General features: G+C 63.2%; 7 protein-coding genes. 5 read left to right on the forward strand and 2 right to left on the reverse strand.

Annotation, left to right across the window (positions count from 1 at the left end):
- Window positions 1-9: 9 nt before the first annotated feature.
- Window positions 10-969, reverse strand: a complete 960-nt coding sequence (locus AC27VU_RS20425) for a nucleoside-specific channel-forming protein Tsx (protein ID WP_103522526.1) — start codon at window positions 967-969, stop codon at window positions 10-12.
- 452 nt (window positions 970-1,421) lie between these two features.
- On the opposite strand from AC27VU_RS20425, the gene AC27VU_RS20430 reads away from it, so the two are divergent.
- The 3 genes from AC27VU_RS20430 to mnmH all read left to right on the forward strand — a co-directional run bounded on the left by AC27VU_RS20430 (window position 1,422) and on the right by mnmH (window position 14,352).
- On the forward strand, window positions 1,422-11,945 hold the full coding sequence (locus AC27VU_RS20430) for an autotransporter-associated beta strand repeat-containing protein (protein ID WP_488724785.1): 10,524 nt from the start codon (window positions 1,422-1,424) through the stop codon (window positions 11,943-11,945).
- Between the two features lie 269 nt (window positions 11,946-12,214).
- A complete protein-coding gene (gene selD / locus AC27VU_RS20435) occupies window positions 12,215-13,249 on the forward strand; it encodes a selenide, water dikinase SelD (RefSeq protein WP_488724786.1) in 1,035 nt (344 codons plus the stop codon).
- Window positions 13,249-14,352 (forward strand): tRNA 2-selenouridine(34) synthase MnmH, encoded by a 1,104-nt coding sequence (gene mnmH / locus AC27VU_RS20440; RefSeq protein WP_488724787.1) that lies wholly within the window; start codon window positions 13,249-13,251, stop codon window positions 14,350-14,352. Before selD ends, mnmH begins: the two co-directional genes overlap by 1 nt.
- 137 nt (window positions 14,353-14,489) lie before the next feature.
- Here mnmH and AC27VU_RS20445 read toward each other — a convergent pair whose 3' ends face one another.
- Complete coding sequence (locus tag AC27VU_RS20445; protein ID WP_045122368.1) at window positions 14,490-15,164, reverse strand: hypothetical protein; 675 nt, start codon at window positions 15,162-15,164, stop codon at window positions 14,490-14,492.
- A gap of 296 nt (window positions 15,165-15,460) precedes the next feature.
- Between AC27VU_RS20445 and AC27VU_RS20450 the strand changes: the two genes are divergently transcribed.
- Window positions 15,461-16,159 (forward strand): glutathione S-transferase family protein, encoded by a 699-nt coding sequence (locus AC27VU_RS20450; protein WP_488724788.1) that lies wholly within the window; start codon window positions 15,461-15,463, stop codon window positions 16,157-16,159.
- Window positions 16,160-16,402: 243 nt separating this feature from the next.
- Window positions 16,403-17,377, forward strand: coding sequence for a porphobilinogen synthase (gene hemB / locus AC27VU_RS20455; RefSeq protein WP_003223551.1), 975 nt, complete (start codon window positions 16,403-16,405; stop codon window positions 17,375-17,377).
- The last annotated feature ends 94 nt before the right edge of the window (window positions 17,378-17,471 follow it).

A 17,471-nucleotide genomic window follows, 5' to 3' on the forward strand; every position in this document is an offset into this window, starting at 1 on the left:
CTCCTTGATTCAGAACTGGTAGCCAATGCCGGCGTAGTAGCCCCAACCGTTGGAGCGCGCGCGGAAATTGCCGTCGCCGAAGTTCAGCTCGCTGCCGTCTTCCCAGTTGCCGCCGTTGTGGAAATAGCGACCGACCAGGGTGAAACGCAAGTGGGTGAACGAATACAGCAACACGTTGGTCGCCACCGTGGCATTGGCGGTGCGCGCCGGATTGTCCTTGTGAATGTCCGAGCCGAAATCGAAGTTGGTGAAACCGATGTAGGTCAGCGACGCGCCGTTGCTGAATTTGTCGATGGGCACGATGTACTTGAGCTGCGCGCGGTAGCCGTCCCACGAATACTCATTGCTCGCGCCATAGTTTTCCCACTGGTAGCGCCCGTACAGGTTGGCCGACAGGTTGACCCGCGAATGGGTGTCGATGTCGGTGCCGAAGCCGCTGTACAGCGTGTTGGCGCGGTTCTCCTTGCGGCTGCCGTGATCGTAGATCCAGTCGAACGCCACGTACCATTCCTTGAACGGGCCGATGGCCAGGCTGCGGCCGGCGAGGTAGTCGATGGAGATGCGCGGCTCGTGTTCCATGAACACTGGTGAGCCGTGATCCCACACACCTTTGTCGTGGCTGTTGCCGATGTTGAAGATCTTCGGAATGTCTATGTAGCCGTACAGCTCGAACGGCCCCTTGCGCCCGAAGTATTCGTATTCCAGATAGATATCGTCGGCCGGCTGCGGCCCGAAACTGATGTCCTTGCTGCCGATCAGCGTCAGGTCCTGGTTGTACCAGTCCGACAGATAAGCGCCTTTTTTCGGCGGGGCAGCTTCCGGGCTGAGGGCTTCGCCCTGAGCGGACTCTTCGGGCAGGACCGGTTGCGCCAGTGCGGAATGGCTGAGAACTCCGGTAACGCCGGTCAGTAGCAGGGAAACAGCGAACGTGCGCGCAAATGGGGCGCGGAGAAGGGAAGCGGCGTGCATTCAAAGTCCTTTTTTGCGGATCGAGGCCCGGTTTCTGCGGGTCTGTACGTTTTTGTTACGAAAAAGCCGTTACAGGCAGGTCGCAAACGTTTGCACAAGGCGTACCAGTTTTCCCGATATACCCATTTCCCCTTGTGGGAGCGGGCTTGCTCGCGAAAGCGGTGTGTCAGTTGAAACAGCGCTGTCTGACACGACGCCTTCGCGAGCAAGCCCGCTCCCACAGGGGTGGTCAGTTGTCGTCGAATCCAGTGTTTACGGGCCGAAACCCTCGTTCAGACGGGTCTAGTATTAAAGTATTAACACCATTTAATCAGTGCCCCATCGCGGGGCGTCTACTAGCTTGTCAGCCAAGAGGCGGTTTGTGATGACCGTCGCAGTCTTGATTCGCGTGTGGAATAAGCACGTTTCCCCACGCCTTCAAGGAAGAATTTGGCCACGACAAGGAGTAGCCCGTGGAAGCAAGGTTTGGTGTCGCCCTCGTTTCGCGTTTTTCCCCACTTTCCCTTGCTGTGCACCTGAGCGTCGCCGGACTGTTGTTCGGCGGCGTCAGCGCGCCTGCACTGGCCACCTGCTCCACGGCCGGTTCCACGGTGACCTGTACCGGGGTGCCGACGCTGCCGCTGTTTCTCAACAATTTCGCCAGTGCCACCAACGGTCTGACGGTCAATGTCAACTCGGGGGCGGCAATGAATGCGACCCTCGGCGGCCATGTGATGGACCTGACCGGGGTCAACATCACTCTGAACAACTCCGGCACCATTGACCCTGCCTTTATCGGGCTTGTGTCGGTCTTGAGCGGCGGTGCGTTCATTGGCACCGGTGCGACCAGTACGGTCAGTGTGCTCAACAACGCCAGCGGGATCATTCGCGGCACTGGCATGCTGCTCGGGCTCAACCTGACCAGCATCGACGGCTTGGGCATCGCGGTGAACAACGCTGCAGCCGGCACTACCAGCATCACCAACAACGGCACCATCACCTCCACCGGTCTCTCGGTCGGCGGCATCACCCTGGCGGATACTCCGGTGGTCGGCGTCTACGGCGGTTCGCAGGTCAACATGACCAACAGCAGCACCGGCACCATTACTGGCCGCGTCGCCTTCGAAACCTCGGCGGCGGGTAACACGTTCACCAACGCCGGCGCGATCACCGGTGGCGTGTCGATGGGCGCTGCCAGCACCAACACCTTTACGGCAGTGACGGGTTCTTCGGTGCAGGTCGGTGACGGTGTACAGATCAGCGTCGGTCTCGGCGGGCTGATCGGCATCAACCTGACCTTCGCCCCGACCGGTACTGTCGACGGCGGCGCGGGCGGCACCAACAGTCTGATTCTGCAGAACCCGCTTGGCGTCGGCGGCGGCACCACCGGGGTCGGCACGGCGTCGAGCGCCACCTACGTCAACTTCAACAACCTGACCATCAACAGCGGCACCTGGACCTTGCAGGGACCATTGGTCAGCGGTGCGACCACGCTCAATGGCGGTGTCGCCCAGTTCAACAACAACGCCACGTTCGGCAGCGGGGTGCTCACCTCCAACGGCGGGATCCTGCAGGCCAGCAACGCCGGGTTGAACATCAGCAATCTGATCTCCCTCGGCGCCGGTGGCGTGACCGTGCAGGGCACCAACGCCACGACCCTGAGCGGGGTGATTTCCGGCAGTGGCGGCCTGACCAAGGTCGGTTCCGGACAGCTGAGCCTCAGCGCCGCCAACACCTATCTGGGCAACACCACGCTCAACGGCGGCACCGTGCAGTTGGGCAACAATCTGGCGCTGAGCACCGGTACCCTCAACGTCACCGGCGCGACAACTTTGAGCGCACCCGGCACGATCAATCTGAGCAACGCCATCAGCCTCGGCAGCACATTGACGGCCGGCGGCACCGGCGCACTGACGCTCGGCGGCCTGATCACCGGCAGCAGCGGCTTGACCAAGACTGGCAGCGGCAGCCTGACCCTCAGCGGTGCCAACAGCGGTTACACCGGCACCACCACCCTGAGCGCCGGCAGCTTGCTGGTGACCAACAACAACTCACTCGGCAGCGGCGCGCTGAACACCGCCGCCGGCACCAGCCTCGACAGCACCGCCAACGTTACGCTGGCCAACAACATCGGCATGACCGGCGCGCTCAACGTGCTCGGCAGCAACGCCCTGACCCTGGGCGGCGTGTTGTCCGGCACTGGCGGCATCACCAAGTCTGGCACCGCGAGCCTGACCCTGACCGGTAACAACACCAACAGCGGCAGTACGGCGCTTAACGCCGGTAGCCTGTTCGTTGGCAGCAACACCGCGCTGGGGACCGGTGCGCTGAGCGCGGCGGCCGGCACTACGCTGGATGCGACCACCGCGGTGACCCTGGCCAACGCCGTCGCGCTGGCGGGAGGAGTGACCATCGGCGGCACCCAGGCACTGGGCCTGAGCGGCGTCGTCAGCGGCACCGGTAACCTGATCAAGAATGGCACCGCGAACCTGAGTCTCAGCGGCAACAACACCTTCTCCGGCGGCACCGCGCTTAACGCCGGTACGCTGATTGTCGGCAGCAACACCGCGCTGGGCACTGGCGCATTGACCACGGCGGCAGGCACCACCCTCGACAGCAGCACTGCCGTAGCGCTGACCAACTCCGTCAGTCTCGGCGGCAACCTGAACATCGGCGGCAGCGCCGACCTGACCCTGGGCGGCATCGTCAGCGGCAGCGGCGGACTGACCAAAAACGGCGCGGCCAACCTGATTCTCAATGGCGCCAATACCTTCCTCGGTCCCATCGCGTTGAACGCCGGCACCCTCACGGCGGGCGCCAATGCGGCGCTCGGCAGCGGCGACATCACCGTCGGCGGCGTGGCGACGCTCGACAGCAATGCGGCGGTAACGCTGAACAACAACGTCATTCTCAACAACAGCCTGGGGATTGGCGGCAGCAACGCGCTGACCCTCGGCGGCGTGATCAGCGGTACCAGCCAACTGGTGAAAAACGGCACCGCCAATCTCACGCTCAACGGCAGTAACACCTACAGCGGCGGTACCACGCTCAATGCCGGCAGCCTGACCGTCGGCAACGGCGCTGCGCTGGGCTCGGGCGCCCTGACCGTGGCCGGGGCAGGAACACTCAACAGCAGCTCGGCGGTAACGCTGAACAATGCGATCACTCTCAATGCCAACCTCACCGCTGGCGGCGCCAACGCGCTGACCCTCGGCGGGGTGATCAGCGGCGTCAACGGATTGATCAAGACCGGTGCGTCGAGCCTGACCCTCAACGGCAACAACACCTACACCGGCACTACCGCTTTGACGGCCGGTTCGTTGATCGTCGGCTCCAATACCGCACTCGGCACTGGCGCGCTGAACGCGTCGAACGGCACCACGCTGGATGCCGGCACGGCGGCGACCCTGGCGAACAATATCAACCTCGGCGGTAATCTGACCTTGGGCGGGAGCAATGCGCTGACCCTTGGCGGCGTTGTTGCCGGCATCGGTGGTCTGGTCAAGAACGGCGCCGCCGACCTGACCCTCAATGGCGCCAACACCTATTTTGGCAACACCGCATTGAACACCGGCAAGTTGATTGTCGGCAGTAACACTGCGCTGGGCGCCGGTACGCTGAACGCGGCGGCCAACACCACGCTGGATGCCAACACCGCGGTCAGCCTGAACAACGCGGTGGCGCTGGCCGGTGCCTTGAACATCGGCGGCACGGCAGATCTGACCCTGACCGGTCTGGTCAGCGGCGCCGGCAGTCTGGTGAAAAACGGCACGGCCAATCTGATTCTCAATGCGGCCAACAGTTACGGCGGCGGCACCACGCTGAATGCCGGCACCGTGACCGTTGGCAACAGTTCGGCACTCGGTAGCGGCGCCGTGACGGTGGCTGGCGCGGCGACGCTGGACAGCAACTCGCCGCTGGTCAACCTCACCAACGGCATCGGCCTCACTGCTGCGCTGACCATCGGCGGTACGCAGAACCTGAGCCTCAGCGGTGTCACCAGCGGCAGCGGTCAGTTGATCAAGAACGGCGCGGCCAACCTGACGCTCAACGGCAACAACACTTTCAGTGGCGGCACCACCCTCAACGCCGGCACCCTGACCCTGGGCAATGCCAACGGTCTGGGCAGCGGCGGCTTGACCGTCGGCGGCGCGGCGACCCTGGATAACAGCGCCTCGTTCGGCATCGGCAATGCGATCACCTTGAACGCCGGGTTGACGGTGGCCGGCAATAACGACCTGGCCCTCAACGGCATCATCGACGGTGCCGGCAGCCTGACCAAAAACGGTTTGTCGGACCTGACGCTGGCCGGCAGCAACACCTTTACCGGCGCCGTGAATATCATCTCCGGCAGCGTTACCACGCTGAACAGCGCTGCACTGGGCAATACCTCCGGCGTGAACATCAGCGCCGGCGCCGGTCTCAATCTGGGCAGCGATGCCAGCCTGGCCGGGTTGTCCGGCAGCGGCAGTGTGCAACTCACCGGCAGCAACACCTTGACCGTGGGCGGGGTCAGCACCAGCAGCACCTTCGACGGTGATCTCAGCGGCAGCGGTGGCCTGACCAAAATCGGCACCGGCACCCTGAACCTCACCGGGATCAGCGGGCTTACCGGCAACACCACGGTCAATGGCGGTGTCCTCAACCTCACAGGATCGCTGAACAGTACACAGCTCAACGTCAACAATACTGGCACCTTGACCGGTACCGGCTCGGCGATCGGCACGGTGAACATCAACAACGGCGGCCATCTGGCGCTGTCGTCGGGCAACACCCTGTCGGCGAGTAATCTGACCCTCGGTGCGGGCAGCAACGTTGATGTGGCGCTGGCGACACCGTCGACCACGTCGCTGATGAACGTCGGCGGCAACCTGACCCTCAACGGCAATCTCAATGTCACTGATGCCGGTGGTTTCGGCGTCGGTGTCTATCGTCTGTTCAACTACACCGGTGCCCTGACGGATCTGGGGCTGGACGTCGCCAGCGTGCCGGTCGGTTACGCTCTCGGCGATCTGCTGGTGCAGACCAGTGTGGCCAATCAGATCAACATTCAAGTGTCGGCCCCGAACAGCAACATCCGTTACTGGGATGGCAGCCAGACCATTGCCAACGGCGTGGTCGACGGCGGCACCGGCACGTGGAACGCGGTCGGCACCAACTGGACCGATGCCAACGGCCTGGTCAACCAACCTTGGGCCGGCGACTTCGCGGTGTTCCAGGGCACCGCCGGCACTGTGACCGTGAATGGCACGCAGCTGTTCACTGGCATGCAGTTCCTCACCGACGGCTACAACCTGGTGAACGGCGCGGCGGGACAACTGACCGCCGTCAATGGCAGTGGTGGGACCACGGCGGTGCGGGTCGATCCGGGTGTGACCGCGACCATCGGCGCCAGCATCAACGGCAGTGGCATCCTCAATAAGCTCGACGCCGGTACCCTGGTGCTCAATGGCGCCAACACCTACAGCGGCGGTACGCAACTGGACGGCGGCAAGATCATCGTCGGCAGCAATACCGCGCTGGGCAGCGGCACGCTGACCGCCAACGCTGGCACTCAACTGGATAGCAACACAGCGGTCACTTTGGCTAACGCGGCAACGCTCAACGGCAATCTGACTCTGGTCGGCAGTAATGCGCTGACCCTCAACGGGGTGATCGGCGGTACCGGCGGGCTGATCAAAAATGGCGCGGCGAGCCTGACCCTTGGTGGCAACAACGCCTTCCTCGGGCCAGTGGCGTTGAATGCGGGCGGCTTGATTCTGGCGTCGAACAGCGCGCTGGGCTCGGCCACTCTGAACGCGGCGAGCGGCACCACACTGGATGCCAGCGGCGCCTTTACGGCGGGTAACGCGATCAATCTGGCGGGCAACCTTGGTGTCGTCGGCAGCAACGATCTGACACTGAGCGGCGCGATCAATGGCGCCGGCAGCCTGACCAAGAACGGCGCGGCCAACCTGATCCTGAGCGGGGCTAACAATTTCCTCGGCGGCGTCACTCTCAACGCCGGCACACTGACCGCCGGCAGCAACGGCGCACTCGGTCTGGGTAACCTGACCGTGGCCGGTGTCTCGGCGCTGGACAGCAACACCTCGGTGTCGCTGGGCAACAACGTGGTGCTCAACGCCAATCTGACCAATACCGGCAGCAGCGACGTAGCGCTCAGCGGCGTGGTCAGCGGCACCGGCGGGCTGATCAAAAACGGCACGTCGAACCTGACGCTCAACGGTATCAACACTTACACCGGTGGCACCACGCTGAATGCCGGTACGCTGACCCTTGGCACTGGCGCAGCACTGGGCGGCGGTGCGTTGACAGTGGCGGGCGCTTCAAGTCTCGACAGCAGCTCCCCGCTGGTGCTGGCGAACAACATCAACCTCAATGCCAACCTCGGTCTGACCGGCAACAACAACCTGACCCTCGGCGGTGTGATCGCCGGGGCCGGCACCCTGACCAAAAACGGTCTGGCCGATGTAACGCTGTCGGGCAACAACACCTTCAGCGGCACCTTCGATGTGCTGTCCGGCAGCCTGACCACCCTGAGCAATTCGGCGCTGGGCAACAACGCCACGGTCAATCTCGCGGGCGGCGCGGCGCTGAATCTCGGCGCTTCGGGCAGCCTCGCCAGCCTGACCGGCAGCGGTACCGCGTTGATCGGCACCGGCAGCACCTTGAGCCTCGGTGGCAACAACGTCAGCAGCACCTTCGCCGGTGTCCTCAGCGGCGACGGCGGCCTGACCAAACTCGGCACTGGCACGCTGACGCTCAGCGGCATCAGCGACCTGACCGGCGATACCAACGTCAACGCCGGCACCCTGCAGGTCAACGGTTCGCTGGCCAGCGGCAACGTGCTGGTCAACAGTGGCGGCACTCTCGGCGGCAGCGGCACCTTGACCGGCGCCGTGACCGTGGCCGATGGCGGGCATCTGGCAGCTGTCACCGGCAGCACGCTGTCGGTGGATTCGCTGGTGTTCAACGGCAACGCCAACTTCGATGTCGGCCTGGGTGCACCGGTCTCCGGTGGCGGTAATGCGCTGGTGAATGTCGGCGGCAACCTGACCCTCGACGGCACCTTGAATGTCAGCGATATCGGCGGCTTCGGTAGCGGTGTGTATCGCCTGATCAACTACACCGGCGGCCTCACTGACAACGGCATGCTGATCGGCACGGTGCCGGGCAGCGTGACCCCGGGCGATCTGACCTTGCAAACGGCGCTGGCCAACCAGATCAATCTGCTGGTGAGTGCACCGGGCGTCACCGTGCAGTTCTGGGACGGCAATCAACTGATCGCCAACGGCTCGGTCGATGGCGGCAGCGGCACCTGGGGCACCGGTACCACCAACTGGACCGACGTCAACGGCATCACCAATCAGGCCTGGACCAGCAACTTCGCGGTGTTCCAGGGAACGGCGGGCACTGTGACCGTCAACGGTGCGCAAACCATCACCGGCATGCAGTTCGTCACCGACGGCTACAGCCTGCAGAACGGCACGGCGGGTTCGCTGAACCTGGTCAACGGTTCGCTGGGCAATGCCTCGGTACGCGTCGATCCGAACGCCACCGCGACCGTCGGCGTCGCGCTCAACGGCAGCGGCACCCTCGGCAAATACGACACCGGTACGCTGGTGCTCAACGCCGCCAACGGCTACACCGGTGGCACCGCGCTCAATGGCGGCAAGATCGTGGTCGGCAACAATGCCGCGCTCGGCAGCGGTGTGTTGACCGCTGCGGACGGTACCGCACTGGACAGCAACGCCGCGGTCAGCCTGGCCAACAACGTGGTACTCAACGGTGGCCTGACCGTCGCCGGCAGCAACGCCTTGACCCTCGGTGGTGTAGTCAGCGGCAGCGGCAGTCTGATCAAGACCGGGGCGTCGAGCCTGACGCTCAACGGCAGCAACACCTATAGCGGCGGCACTCAACTCGCAGGCGGCACGCTGGTGCTGGGCAACAACAGCGCAATCAGTAGCGGTGCACTCAACGTGACCGGCAACGGCACCCTCGACAGCACTTCGGCGCTGCAACTGGCCAACGCGATCAATCTCGGTTCGCAGTTGACCCTGGCCGGTAACCAGAACACCACACTGCTTGGCGCCGTCACCGGCACTGGCAGTCTGGTGAAAAACGGCAGCGGTGATCTTGTGCTGAGTGGCGCCAATACCTACAGCGGCGGGACCACGCTGAACGGTGGCACGACCACTGGCGACACCAGCAGCCTGCAAGGCGCGATCGTCAACAACGCGGCGTTGACCTTCGCGCAGAACGCCGACGGCAGCTATACCGGTAACCTCACCGGCGCCGGCACGCTGAACAAAACCGGCACCGGCCAATTGCTCCTGACCGACAACAACACCTTCACCGGCAACACTTCGGTGCAGGCTGGCAATCTGATCGTCAACGGCGTGTTCAACAGCGCCAACGTCAGCGTTGCCAGCGGCGCGAAAGTCGGCGGCAGCGGGCAACTGGGCGGCAACGTGCAACTGGCCAGTGGTGCGACGCTGATCGGTGGCGGCAGTGCCACACCGTTGTCGGTCGGTTCGCTGGCGTTGTCCTCGGGCACCAACCTGGACTTCAGTCTCGGCTCGGCCACCAGCTCAACCACCGTGGTCAACGTCGCCGGCAACCTGACCCTCGACGGCACGCTGAATATCAGCAATGCCGGCGGCTTTGGTACCGGGGTCTATCAACTGTTCCGCTACGGCGGCAGCCTGACCGACAACGGTCTGGTCTACGGCAGCCTGCCGGTATCGGCGGCCAACCTGACCCTGCAAACCGCGATCGCCAATCAGGTCAACCTGCTGGTGCAGGGCACACCGGGTGAAGTGCAGTTCTGGAACGGCGGCACCACCAATCCTGACGGCAGCATTGGTGGCGGTAGCGGCGTGTGGGGCCCGGGCACCAACTGGACCGATCCGAGCGGTACTCAGGCCCAGGCTTCAAATGGTCAGTTTGCCGTGTTCAGCGGCCAGGCCGGTACCGTCACTGTGCAGGGCAATCAAAACTTCACTGGCCTGCAGTTCCTCACCAGCGGCTACAGTCTGGTTCCGGGGGCTGGCGGTACGCTGACGCCGGTCAACGGTGCCGACGGCAGTCTGGCGCCGGTGCGGGTCAATGCCGGGGCCAGTGCGGAAATTTCCGTACCGCTGGTAGGCACGGGGGGGATCGAGAAACTTGACTCCGGCACATTGGTGCTCAGTGGCGCCAACACCTACAGCGGGGGTACCACCGTCAGCGGCGGTACGCTGATCGGTAACACCACGAGTCTGCAAGGCAACATCACCGACAACGCCACGCTGGTGTTCCAGCAGAACGCCAATGGCCAATTCAACGGTGTCCTCAGCGGACTCGGGGCGATGGCCAAACGCGGCGCCGGCACGCTGTTGCTGACGGGCAATCAGCCGTTCAGCGGCACCGTCTCGGTCGATCAAGGCGTGTTGCAAGTCGGCAGCCGTGCGGCCCGGGCTTCGTTGGGTGCACAAGTCACGGTCGCCAACGGCGCAGGCCTGAGCGGTAATGGCAGCGTCGGCTCAGTGGTCAACCACGGTGTGGTGGCTTCCGGTGGCGCGGACGGCACCTTGAGCGTGGCCGGCAACCTGACCAACAGCAGTGATGGTGTGCTGGCGCTGACCGTCAGCTCGCCAACCGCCACGCCACTGGCGGTGGGTGGCACGGCAGCCCTGGGTGGCGGTCTGGTGGTCAGCAGCCTGGCGCCGTTCACCGGCAACACCACTTACTCGCTGATTACAGCGGGCGGTGGGGTGACCGGTACCTTCAGTGCCGCCGATCTGCCGCAGTACGCGTTCCTCGACAGCTCGCTGGTCTACGGTGCCGACTCGGTGACCCTGGCCGTGAGCCGCAACGGCAACTCGTTCGCCGATGTCGCTGCCACGGGCAACCAGCGCGGCACCGCCACGGCACTGTCCAATAACGGTGCGGCCGGCGCGGCGTTGCAGAACCAGATCGTCAACCTCAGCGTGGCCGGTGCGCGCAATGCGTTCGACAGCCTCTCCGGAGAAATCCACGCCAGCACCGCCAGCGCGATGCTGGAGGATTCGCGCTTCATCCGCGAGGCGGTCAATGACCGCATGCGCCAGCCATCGTGCAGCGCCGCGGATGATCCGCGCAAAACCCTGGCACCGAGCGACACGCAACTGAGCAGCAACGGCTGCCACGGTGAAATGGTCGGCTGGATCCGGGCTATCGGTGCCTGGGGCGACATGGGCGGCGACAGCAACACGGCGAAAGTCGATCGTAACCTCGGCGGTTTCATGCTCGGCACCGACAAGGCCCTGGATGACACCTGGCGTGCCGGGATGGCGGCCGGCTACACCCGCAGCAACCTCAATGCGCACGATCGCAACTCGGATGCCAAGGTCGACAGCTACCACTTGGCCGGTTATCTGAACTCGCAATTCGATGCACTGGCGGTGCGCCTCGGCGCGGCTTACAGCTGGCACAGCATCGAGACCAAACGCGATGTCAGCGTCGGTACTTACAACGATCGCCTGAAGGCCGATTACGACGCACGCAGTGCGCAGGTGTTCGGTGAAGTGGGTTACGCGATCAACGCGGCAGGCGTTGCCATCGAACCGTTCGCAGGGCTTGCCTACGTCAACTACGACAGCGACACCGGCAAGGAAAAAGGTGGAGTGGGGCGCCTGAAGGCCGACGCCGATCAGGACATCACCTACTCGACCCTCGGGGTACGCGTCGGCAAGTTGGTGACCCTGGCCAACGGCAGCCAACTGACGCCACGTGCGGCCATCGGCTGGCGACATGCCTACGGTGACACCAAACCTGACGCCGACCTGACCTTCATCGACGGCGGCGCCTCGTTCAGCACCCAGGGCGTGCCGATTGCCAAGGACAGCGCATTGCTCGAAGCCGGCATCGACTTCCAGGTCACCCCGACCGGCAAGCTGGGCATCGGCTACTCGGGCCAGGTGTCGAGCGACAACAACGACAGCGCGTTCAACATCAGCTTCAGTCAAAGCTTCTGAATCATGGTCGAAGTACTTTAGCCGCCCGAAAGGGCGGTTTTTTTTGGTCCGGACAGAATGTTCGCTCGTGAAATCGTGGTGACCCGTCGATAGCTTTCGCGAGCAAGCCCGCTCCCACAGGGGATCTTCAGTAAAAGCAGGATTTGCGGATGGTCGCGATCAAATGTGGGGAGCGGGCTTGCTCGCGAAGGGGGCCGGACAGTCAGCGCAAAAATCAGCCGGCCCGCGCTCTGCTAGAATCCGCCCCATCAACTGCCAGAGACTCTCCCATGAGCGAGCCGATTCGCCTGACCCAATACAGCCACGGTGCCGGTTGTGGCTGCAAGATTTCCCCGCAGGTGCTGGAAGTGATTCTGGCCGGTAGCGGTGCGCAGAACCTTGACCCGAAACTGTGGGTCGGCAATGCCTCGCGTGATGATGCGGCGGTGTACGAGATCGATGCCGAGCGCGGTGTGGTGTCGACCACGGACTTCTTCATGCCGATTGTCGACGACCCGTTCGACTTCGGCCGTATCGCCGCGACCAACGCGATCAGCGACATCTATGCGATGGGCGGCGATCCGCTGATGGCGATCGCAATCCTCGGCTGGCCGGTGAATGTGCTGGCGCCGGAAGTGGCGCGGGAAGTGATTCGCGGTGGACGGGCGGTGTGTGACGCCGCCGGCATTCCGCTGGCCGGTGGGCATTCGATTGATGCGCCGGAGCCGATCTTCGGCCTGGCCGTGACCGGTCTGGTGGAAAAGCGCCACATGAAGCGCAACGACACCGCCAGCGCCGGTTGCCTGCTGTACCTGACCAAACCGCTGGGCATCGGCATCCTTACCACCGCCGAGAAAAAGGGCAAATTGCGCCCCGGCGACATTGGTGTGGCCCGCGACTGGATGTGCACCCTGAACAAGCCCGGCAGCCGTTTCGGCAAACTCGCCGGGGTCGCCGCGATGACTGACGTCACCGGTTTCGGTCTGCTCGGGCATCTGGTGGAAATGGCCGATGGCAGCCACCTGACCGCACGCATCGGCTACAACCACGTGCCGCGTCTGGACAGCGTCGAATACTACCTCGAACAGGGCTGCGTGCCCGGCGGTACCCTGCGCAACTTCGACAGTTATTCGAGCAAGCTTGGCCGTCTGCAGGAGCTGCACAAGCGCGTGCTGTGCGACCCGCAGACCAGCGGCGGTCTGCTGATTGCCGTCACCCCCGAAGGCAACGACGAATTCCTTGCCGTGGCTGCCGAACTGGGCCTGAACCTGGCGCCGATCGGCGAGCTGGTCGAGCGACAGACCCACGCAGTCGAGGTGAATTGATGACACTCGACTGCACCGATTACCGCGACATTTTCCTCAACGACCGGCCGATGATGGATGCCCGTGCGCCGGTCGAGTTTGCCCACGGCGCGTTTCCCGGCGTGGTCAACCTGCCGCTGATGAACGACACCGAACGGCAGAAGGTCGGCACCTGCTACAAGCAGCACGGTCAGCAAGCCGCCATCGAATTGGGCCATCAACTGGTGTCCGGCGCGGTGAAGGCCGAGCGCATTCAGGCCTGGGCCGATTTCGCCCGGGCCCACCCTGAAGGTTATCTCTATTGTTTTCGTGGCGGCTTGCGCTCGCAGATCGCGCAGCAGTGGTTGCGTAGCGAGGCGGGGATCGACTATCCGCGGGTCGGCGGCGGTTACAAGGCAATGCGCAACTTTCTGATCGACACGCTTGAGCAAGCGATCGGCCAGTGTGATTTTGTGTTGTTGGGGGGCATGACCGGCACCGGCAAGACCGAAGTGTTGGTGCAGCTGCGTAACAGTCTGGACCTGGAAGGTCATGCCAATCATCGCGGTTCCAGTTTCGGCAAGCGCGCCACTGGCCAACCGTCGAATATAGATTTTGAAAACCGTCTGGCCATCGACATCCTTAAAAAGCGCGATGCAGGTATCGAACAATTTGTGCTGGAAGACGAGAGTCGGGTGGTGGGCAGTTGTGCGCTGCCGCTGCCGCTGTATCAGGGCATGCAGCAGTACCCGATGGTCTGGCTGGAAGACCGTTTCGAGGATCGCGTAGAGCGGATCCTGCGCGATTACGTGGTGGACCTGTCGGCCGAGTTTGCGGCGGTGCATGGCGAGGACAGTTTCACCTTGTTCGCGGAGCGCTTGCTGGACAGTCTGAACAACGTGCAGAAGCGCCTTGGTGGCGAGCGGCATCGGCGGATGTTGCTGTTGATGGAGGATGCGCTGGCGGAGCAGGAGCGTAGCGGGGCGGTGGATTTGCATCGCGGCTGGATCGAAGGGTTGCTGCGCGAGTATTACGACCCGATGTATGCGTTCCAGCGTGAGAAGAAGGGCGGACGGATCGAGTTTGCCGGGGAGCGCGGGGCGGTGCTGGAGTATTTGCGCGAGCGGGTGAGTCAGCAGGTTTGAGGGTGTTCTTGCGGGCCTCTTCGCGAGCAAGCCCGCTCCCACAGGGGATCTGCGTCAGGCACAAAATTTCTGCCTAGTGAAGATCCAGTGTGGGAGCGGGCTTGCTCGCGAAAGGGCCGGCACAGGCACCGCACGAATCAAGTCGGACAAGTCACCTTGCCGTTATCCAGCCCCTGCTTGTAGCTGTGGCTCTGCAGGCTGGCCTTGCCGTTGTGCCAGGTCAGGGTCAGCACATACAGCGAATCGAAATCGCCAGCCGCCCAGTCATCGGTGATGGTCTGCTTTTCGCCGACGGCCTTGCCGGCAACCTTGTTGATCAGCTCCGGCAGATAGCCGTGCGACCACGCGGTGTAGATCGTTGCGTTGTGATATTTGTCTTCGGTCAACTCGCGCGCCAGGTCACTGGTGTCGTTGGCGGAGAACTCGATGTTCACCGGCAGGCCGAGCTTGATCGCCGCGGGACTGATGGTCATCAACGGGCGGATGTAGCTGTAGGAGTTGTCTTGTTCGCCTTCCTCGACATTGCGTGTCGGGTTGGCGGCAAACACGTAATCGGCCTTGCCGAATTTTTCCGGCAGCAGGGTCGACAGTTCGATCGCCCGGTTCAGGCCCTGGCAGTTGAGCTGGCCGAGACCGCCGGCGGGCTTTTCCGCGTGGCGCAGGAAAATCAGGGTCTGGGTGCCGTCCACCGGTTGCGCGCGAATCTGGCTCGATTCGAGCGACAAGGTCAGCGCACTGACCGCCAGCAGGGAGGGCAGGGCCACGTAGGCGCGATGTTTGAAGCGTTTGGCGAAACTCATGAGGTTCGTCATCGAATAAAGGATTCTTCAGCAGATTCGGTTGGGGTTGACCAACCCTTACACCGCGGGCTCCCAGCACCGGATGTTGTCCATGTCGTGTGTTGCGCTTCCTGTGCGAAAGGCATAGCTCAGAGTCCTCTGAGGCCGGTTTGGTTCAGGCACCTTACCCGCAGGATGTTACGGTTCGTGTAGGAGCTGCCGCAGGCTGCGATCTTTTGATCTTGGTTTTTAAAGCCAGATCAAAAGATCGCAGCCTGCGGCAGCTCCTACATTATGATCATTGCTTCCCATGTGACTGGATGCTTCCCATGACCGATCTGTCCGCGTTCCCCATCACCCACAAATGGCCCGCGCAGTACCCTGACTGGATTCAGCTCTATTCCCTGCCGACCCCCAACGGCGTCAAGGTCTCGATCATGCTCGAAGAGATCGGCCTGCCCTACGAGCCGCACCGCGTGGGCTTCGACACGCAGGATCAGCTGTCTCCCGAGTTCCTGTCGCTGAACCCCAACAACAAGATCCCGGCGATCCTCGATCCCCACGGCCCGCAAGACCAGCCGCTGCCGCTGTTCGAGTCCGGCGCGATCCTGATCTACCTCGCCGACAAGAGCGGCCAGTTGCTGGCGCAGGAAGGCGCGCTGCGCTACGAGACGATTCAGTGGCTGATGTTCCAGATGGGCGGTATCGGCCCGATGTTCGGCCAGCTCGGTTTCTTCAACAAATTCGCCGGCAAGGACTACGAGGACAAGCGTCCGCGTGATCGCTATGTCGAGGAGAGCAGACGCCTGCTCAGCGTGCTGGATAAACGCCTGGAAGGTCGCGACTGGATCATGGGCGAGCGCTACACCATCGCCGACATCGCCACGTTCCCGTGGGTGCGTAACCTGATCGGGTTCTATGAGGCAGGGGATCTGGTCGGGATCAATAATTTCCCGAACGTGACCCGGGTGCTGGAGCGCTTTCTGGCACGGCCGGCGGTTGTTCGGGGGCTGACCATTCCTTCCTGAGGCCACACATAACCCTGTGGGAGCGGGCTTGCTCGCGAAGGCGTCGTGTCAGTCAACACGTCTTTTTCTGATACACCTCCTTCGCGAGCAAGCCCGCTCCCACAGGAATAGTGATGACGCCCGCAGATTATTGCGTCCTCGGTAATGCACTCTTGATTGATCCAGGTTTGTACCTGTGCCCACCGAAGGCATAAGCTTCGCCCCCTACGACTTTCGTCTCATCTGCCGTTTTCAGGAAGATCCATGTCCAGCCAGTTCCCCGAAGCACGTCCCCGCCGTCTGCGCCGCAATGCGAGCCTGCGCAGTCTGTTCCAGGAAACCGAGTTCAGCCTGAATGATCTGGTGCTGCCGATTTTCGTCGAAGAAGAGATCGATGACTTCGTGCCGATCAAGAGCATGCCGGGGGTGATGCGCATTCCCGAGCGCAAGCTGGCCAGCGAAATCGAGCGTTATGCCCGTGCCGGCATCAAGTCGGTGATGACCTTTGGCGTGTCCCATCATCTGGACGCCAACGGCAGCGACACCTGGCGCGAAAACGGCCTGGTTTCGCGCATGTCGCGGATTGCCAAGGACGCGGTGCCGGAAATGATCGTGATGTCTGACACCTGCTTCTGCGAATACACCGATCACGGCCACTGCGGTGTGATGCACAACCACGAGGTCGACAACGACCAGACCCTGATCAACCTTGGTAAACAGGCGGTGGCCGCGGCGCGTGCCGGCGCTGACGTGATTGCCCCGTCGGCGGCGATGGACGGTCAGGTGCGGGCGATTCGCCGCGCGCTGGATGACGCGGGTTTCACCCAGATTCCGATCATGGCTTATTCGACCAAATTCGCCTCGGCGCTGTACGGCCCGTTCCGCGAGGCCGGTGGCAGTGCGCTGAAGGGCGACCGCAAAAGCTATCAGATGAACCCGATGAACCGCCGCGAAGCCCTGCGTGAATCGCTGCTCGACGAGCAGGAAGGCGCCGACGCGCTGATGGTCAAACCGGCCGGTGCTTACCTCGACATCATCCGCGACATTCGTGAAGCCTCGAACCTGCCGCTGTCGGCGTATCAGGTCAGCGGCGAGTACGCGATGATCAAGTTCGGCGCGCAGGCCGGTGCGATCGACGAGGACCGTGTGGTGCGTGAAAGCCTGGGCGCGATCAAGCGCGCGGGTGCGGATCTGATCTTCACCTACTTTGCGATGGATCTGGCATTGGCCGGGATCTGACAGACACCACAGAACCCCTTGTGGGAGCGGGGGTGGGGGGGGGGGGGGGGGGGGGGGGGAGAAGGGGGGGGGGGGGGGGGGAGGTAGGAGCTGA

It is taken from the genome of Pseudomonas sp. 14P5.3.2, from assembly GCF_057799175.1.

Excerpts from the sequence above, each read along its gene's own strand:
- selD (WP_488724786.1), top strand. The coding sequence starts at position 12,215 with ATGAGCGAGCCGATTCGCCTGACCCAATACAGCCACGGTGCCGGTTGT.
- AC27VU_RS20425 (WP_103522526.1), bottom strand. The coding sequence starts at position 969 with ATGCACGCCGCTTCCCTTCTCCGCGCCCCATTTGCGCGCACGTTCGCT.
- mnmH (WP_488724787.1), top strand. The coding sequence starts at position 13,249 with ATGACACTCGACTGCACCGATTACCGCGACATTTTCCTCAACGACCGG.
- hemB (WP_003223551.1), top strand. The coding sequence starts at position 16,403 with ATGTCCAGCCAGTTCCCCGAAGCACGTCCCCGCCGTCTGCGCCGCAAT.
- AC27VU_RS20445 (WP_045122368.1), bottom strand. The coding sequence starts at position 15,164 with ATGACGAACCTCATGAGTTTCGCCAAACGCTTCAAACATCGCGCCTAC.
- AC27VU_RS20450 (WP_488724788.1), top strand. The coding sequence starts at position 15,461 with ATGACCGATCTGTCCGCGTTCCCCATCACCCACAAATGGCCCGCGCAG.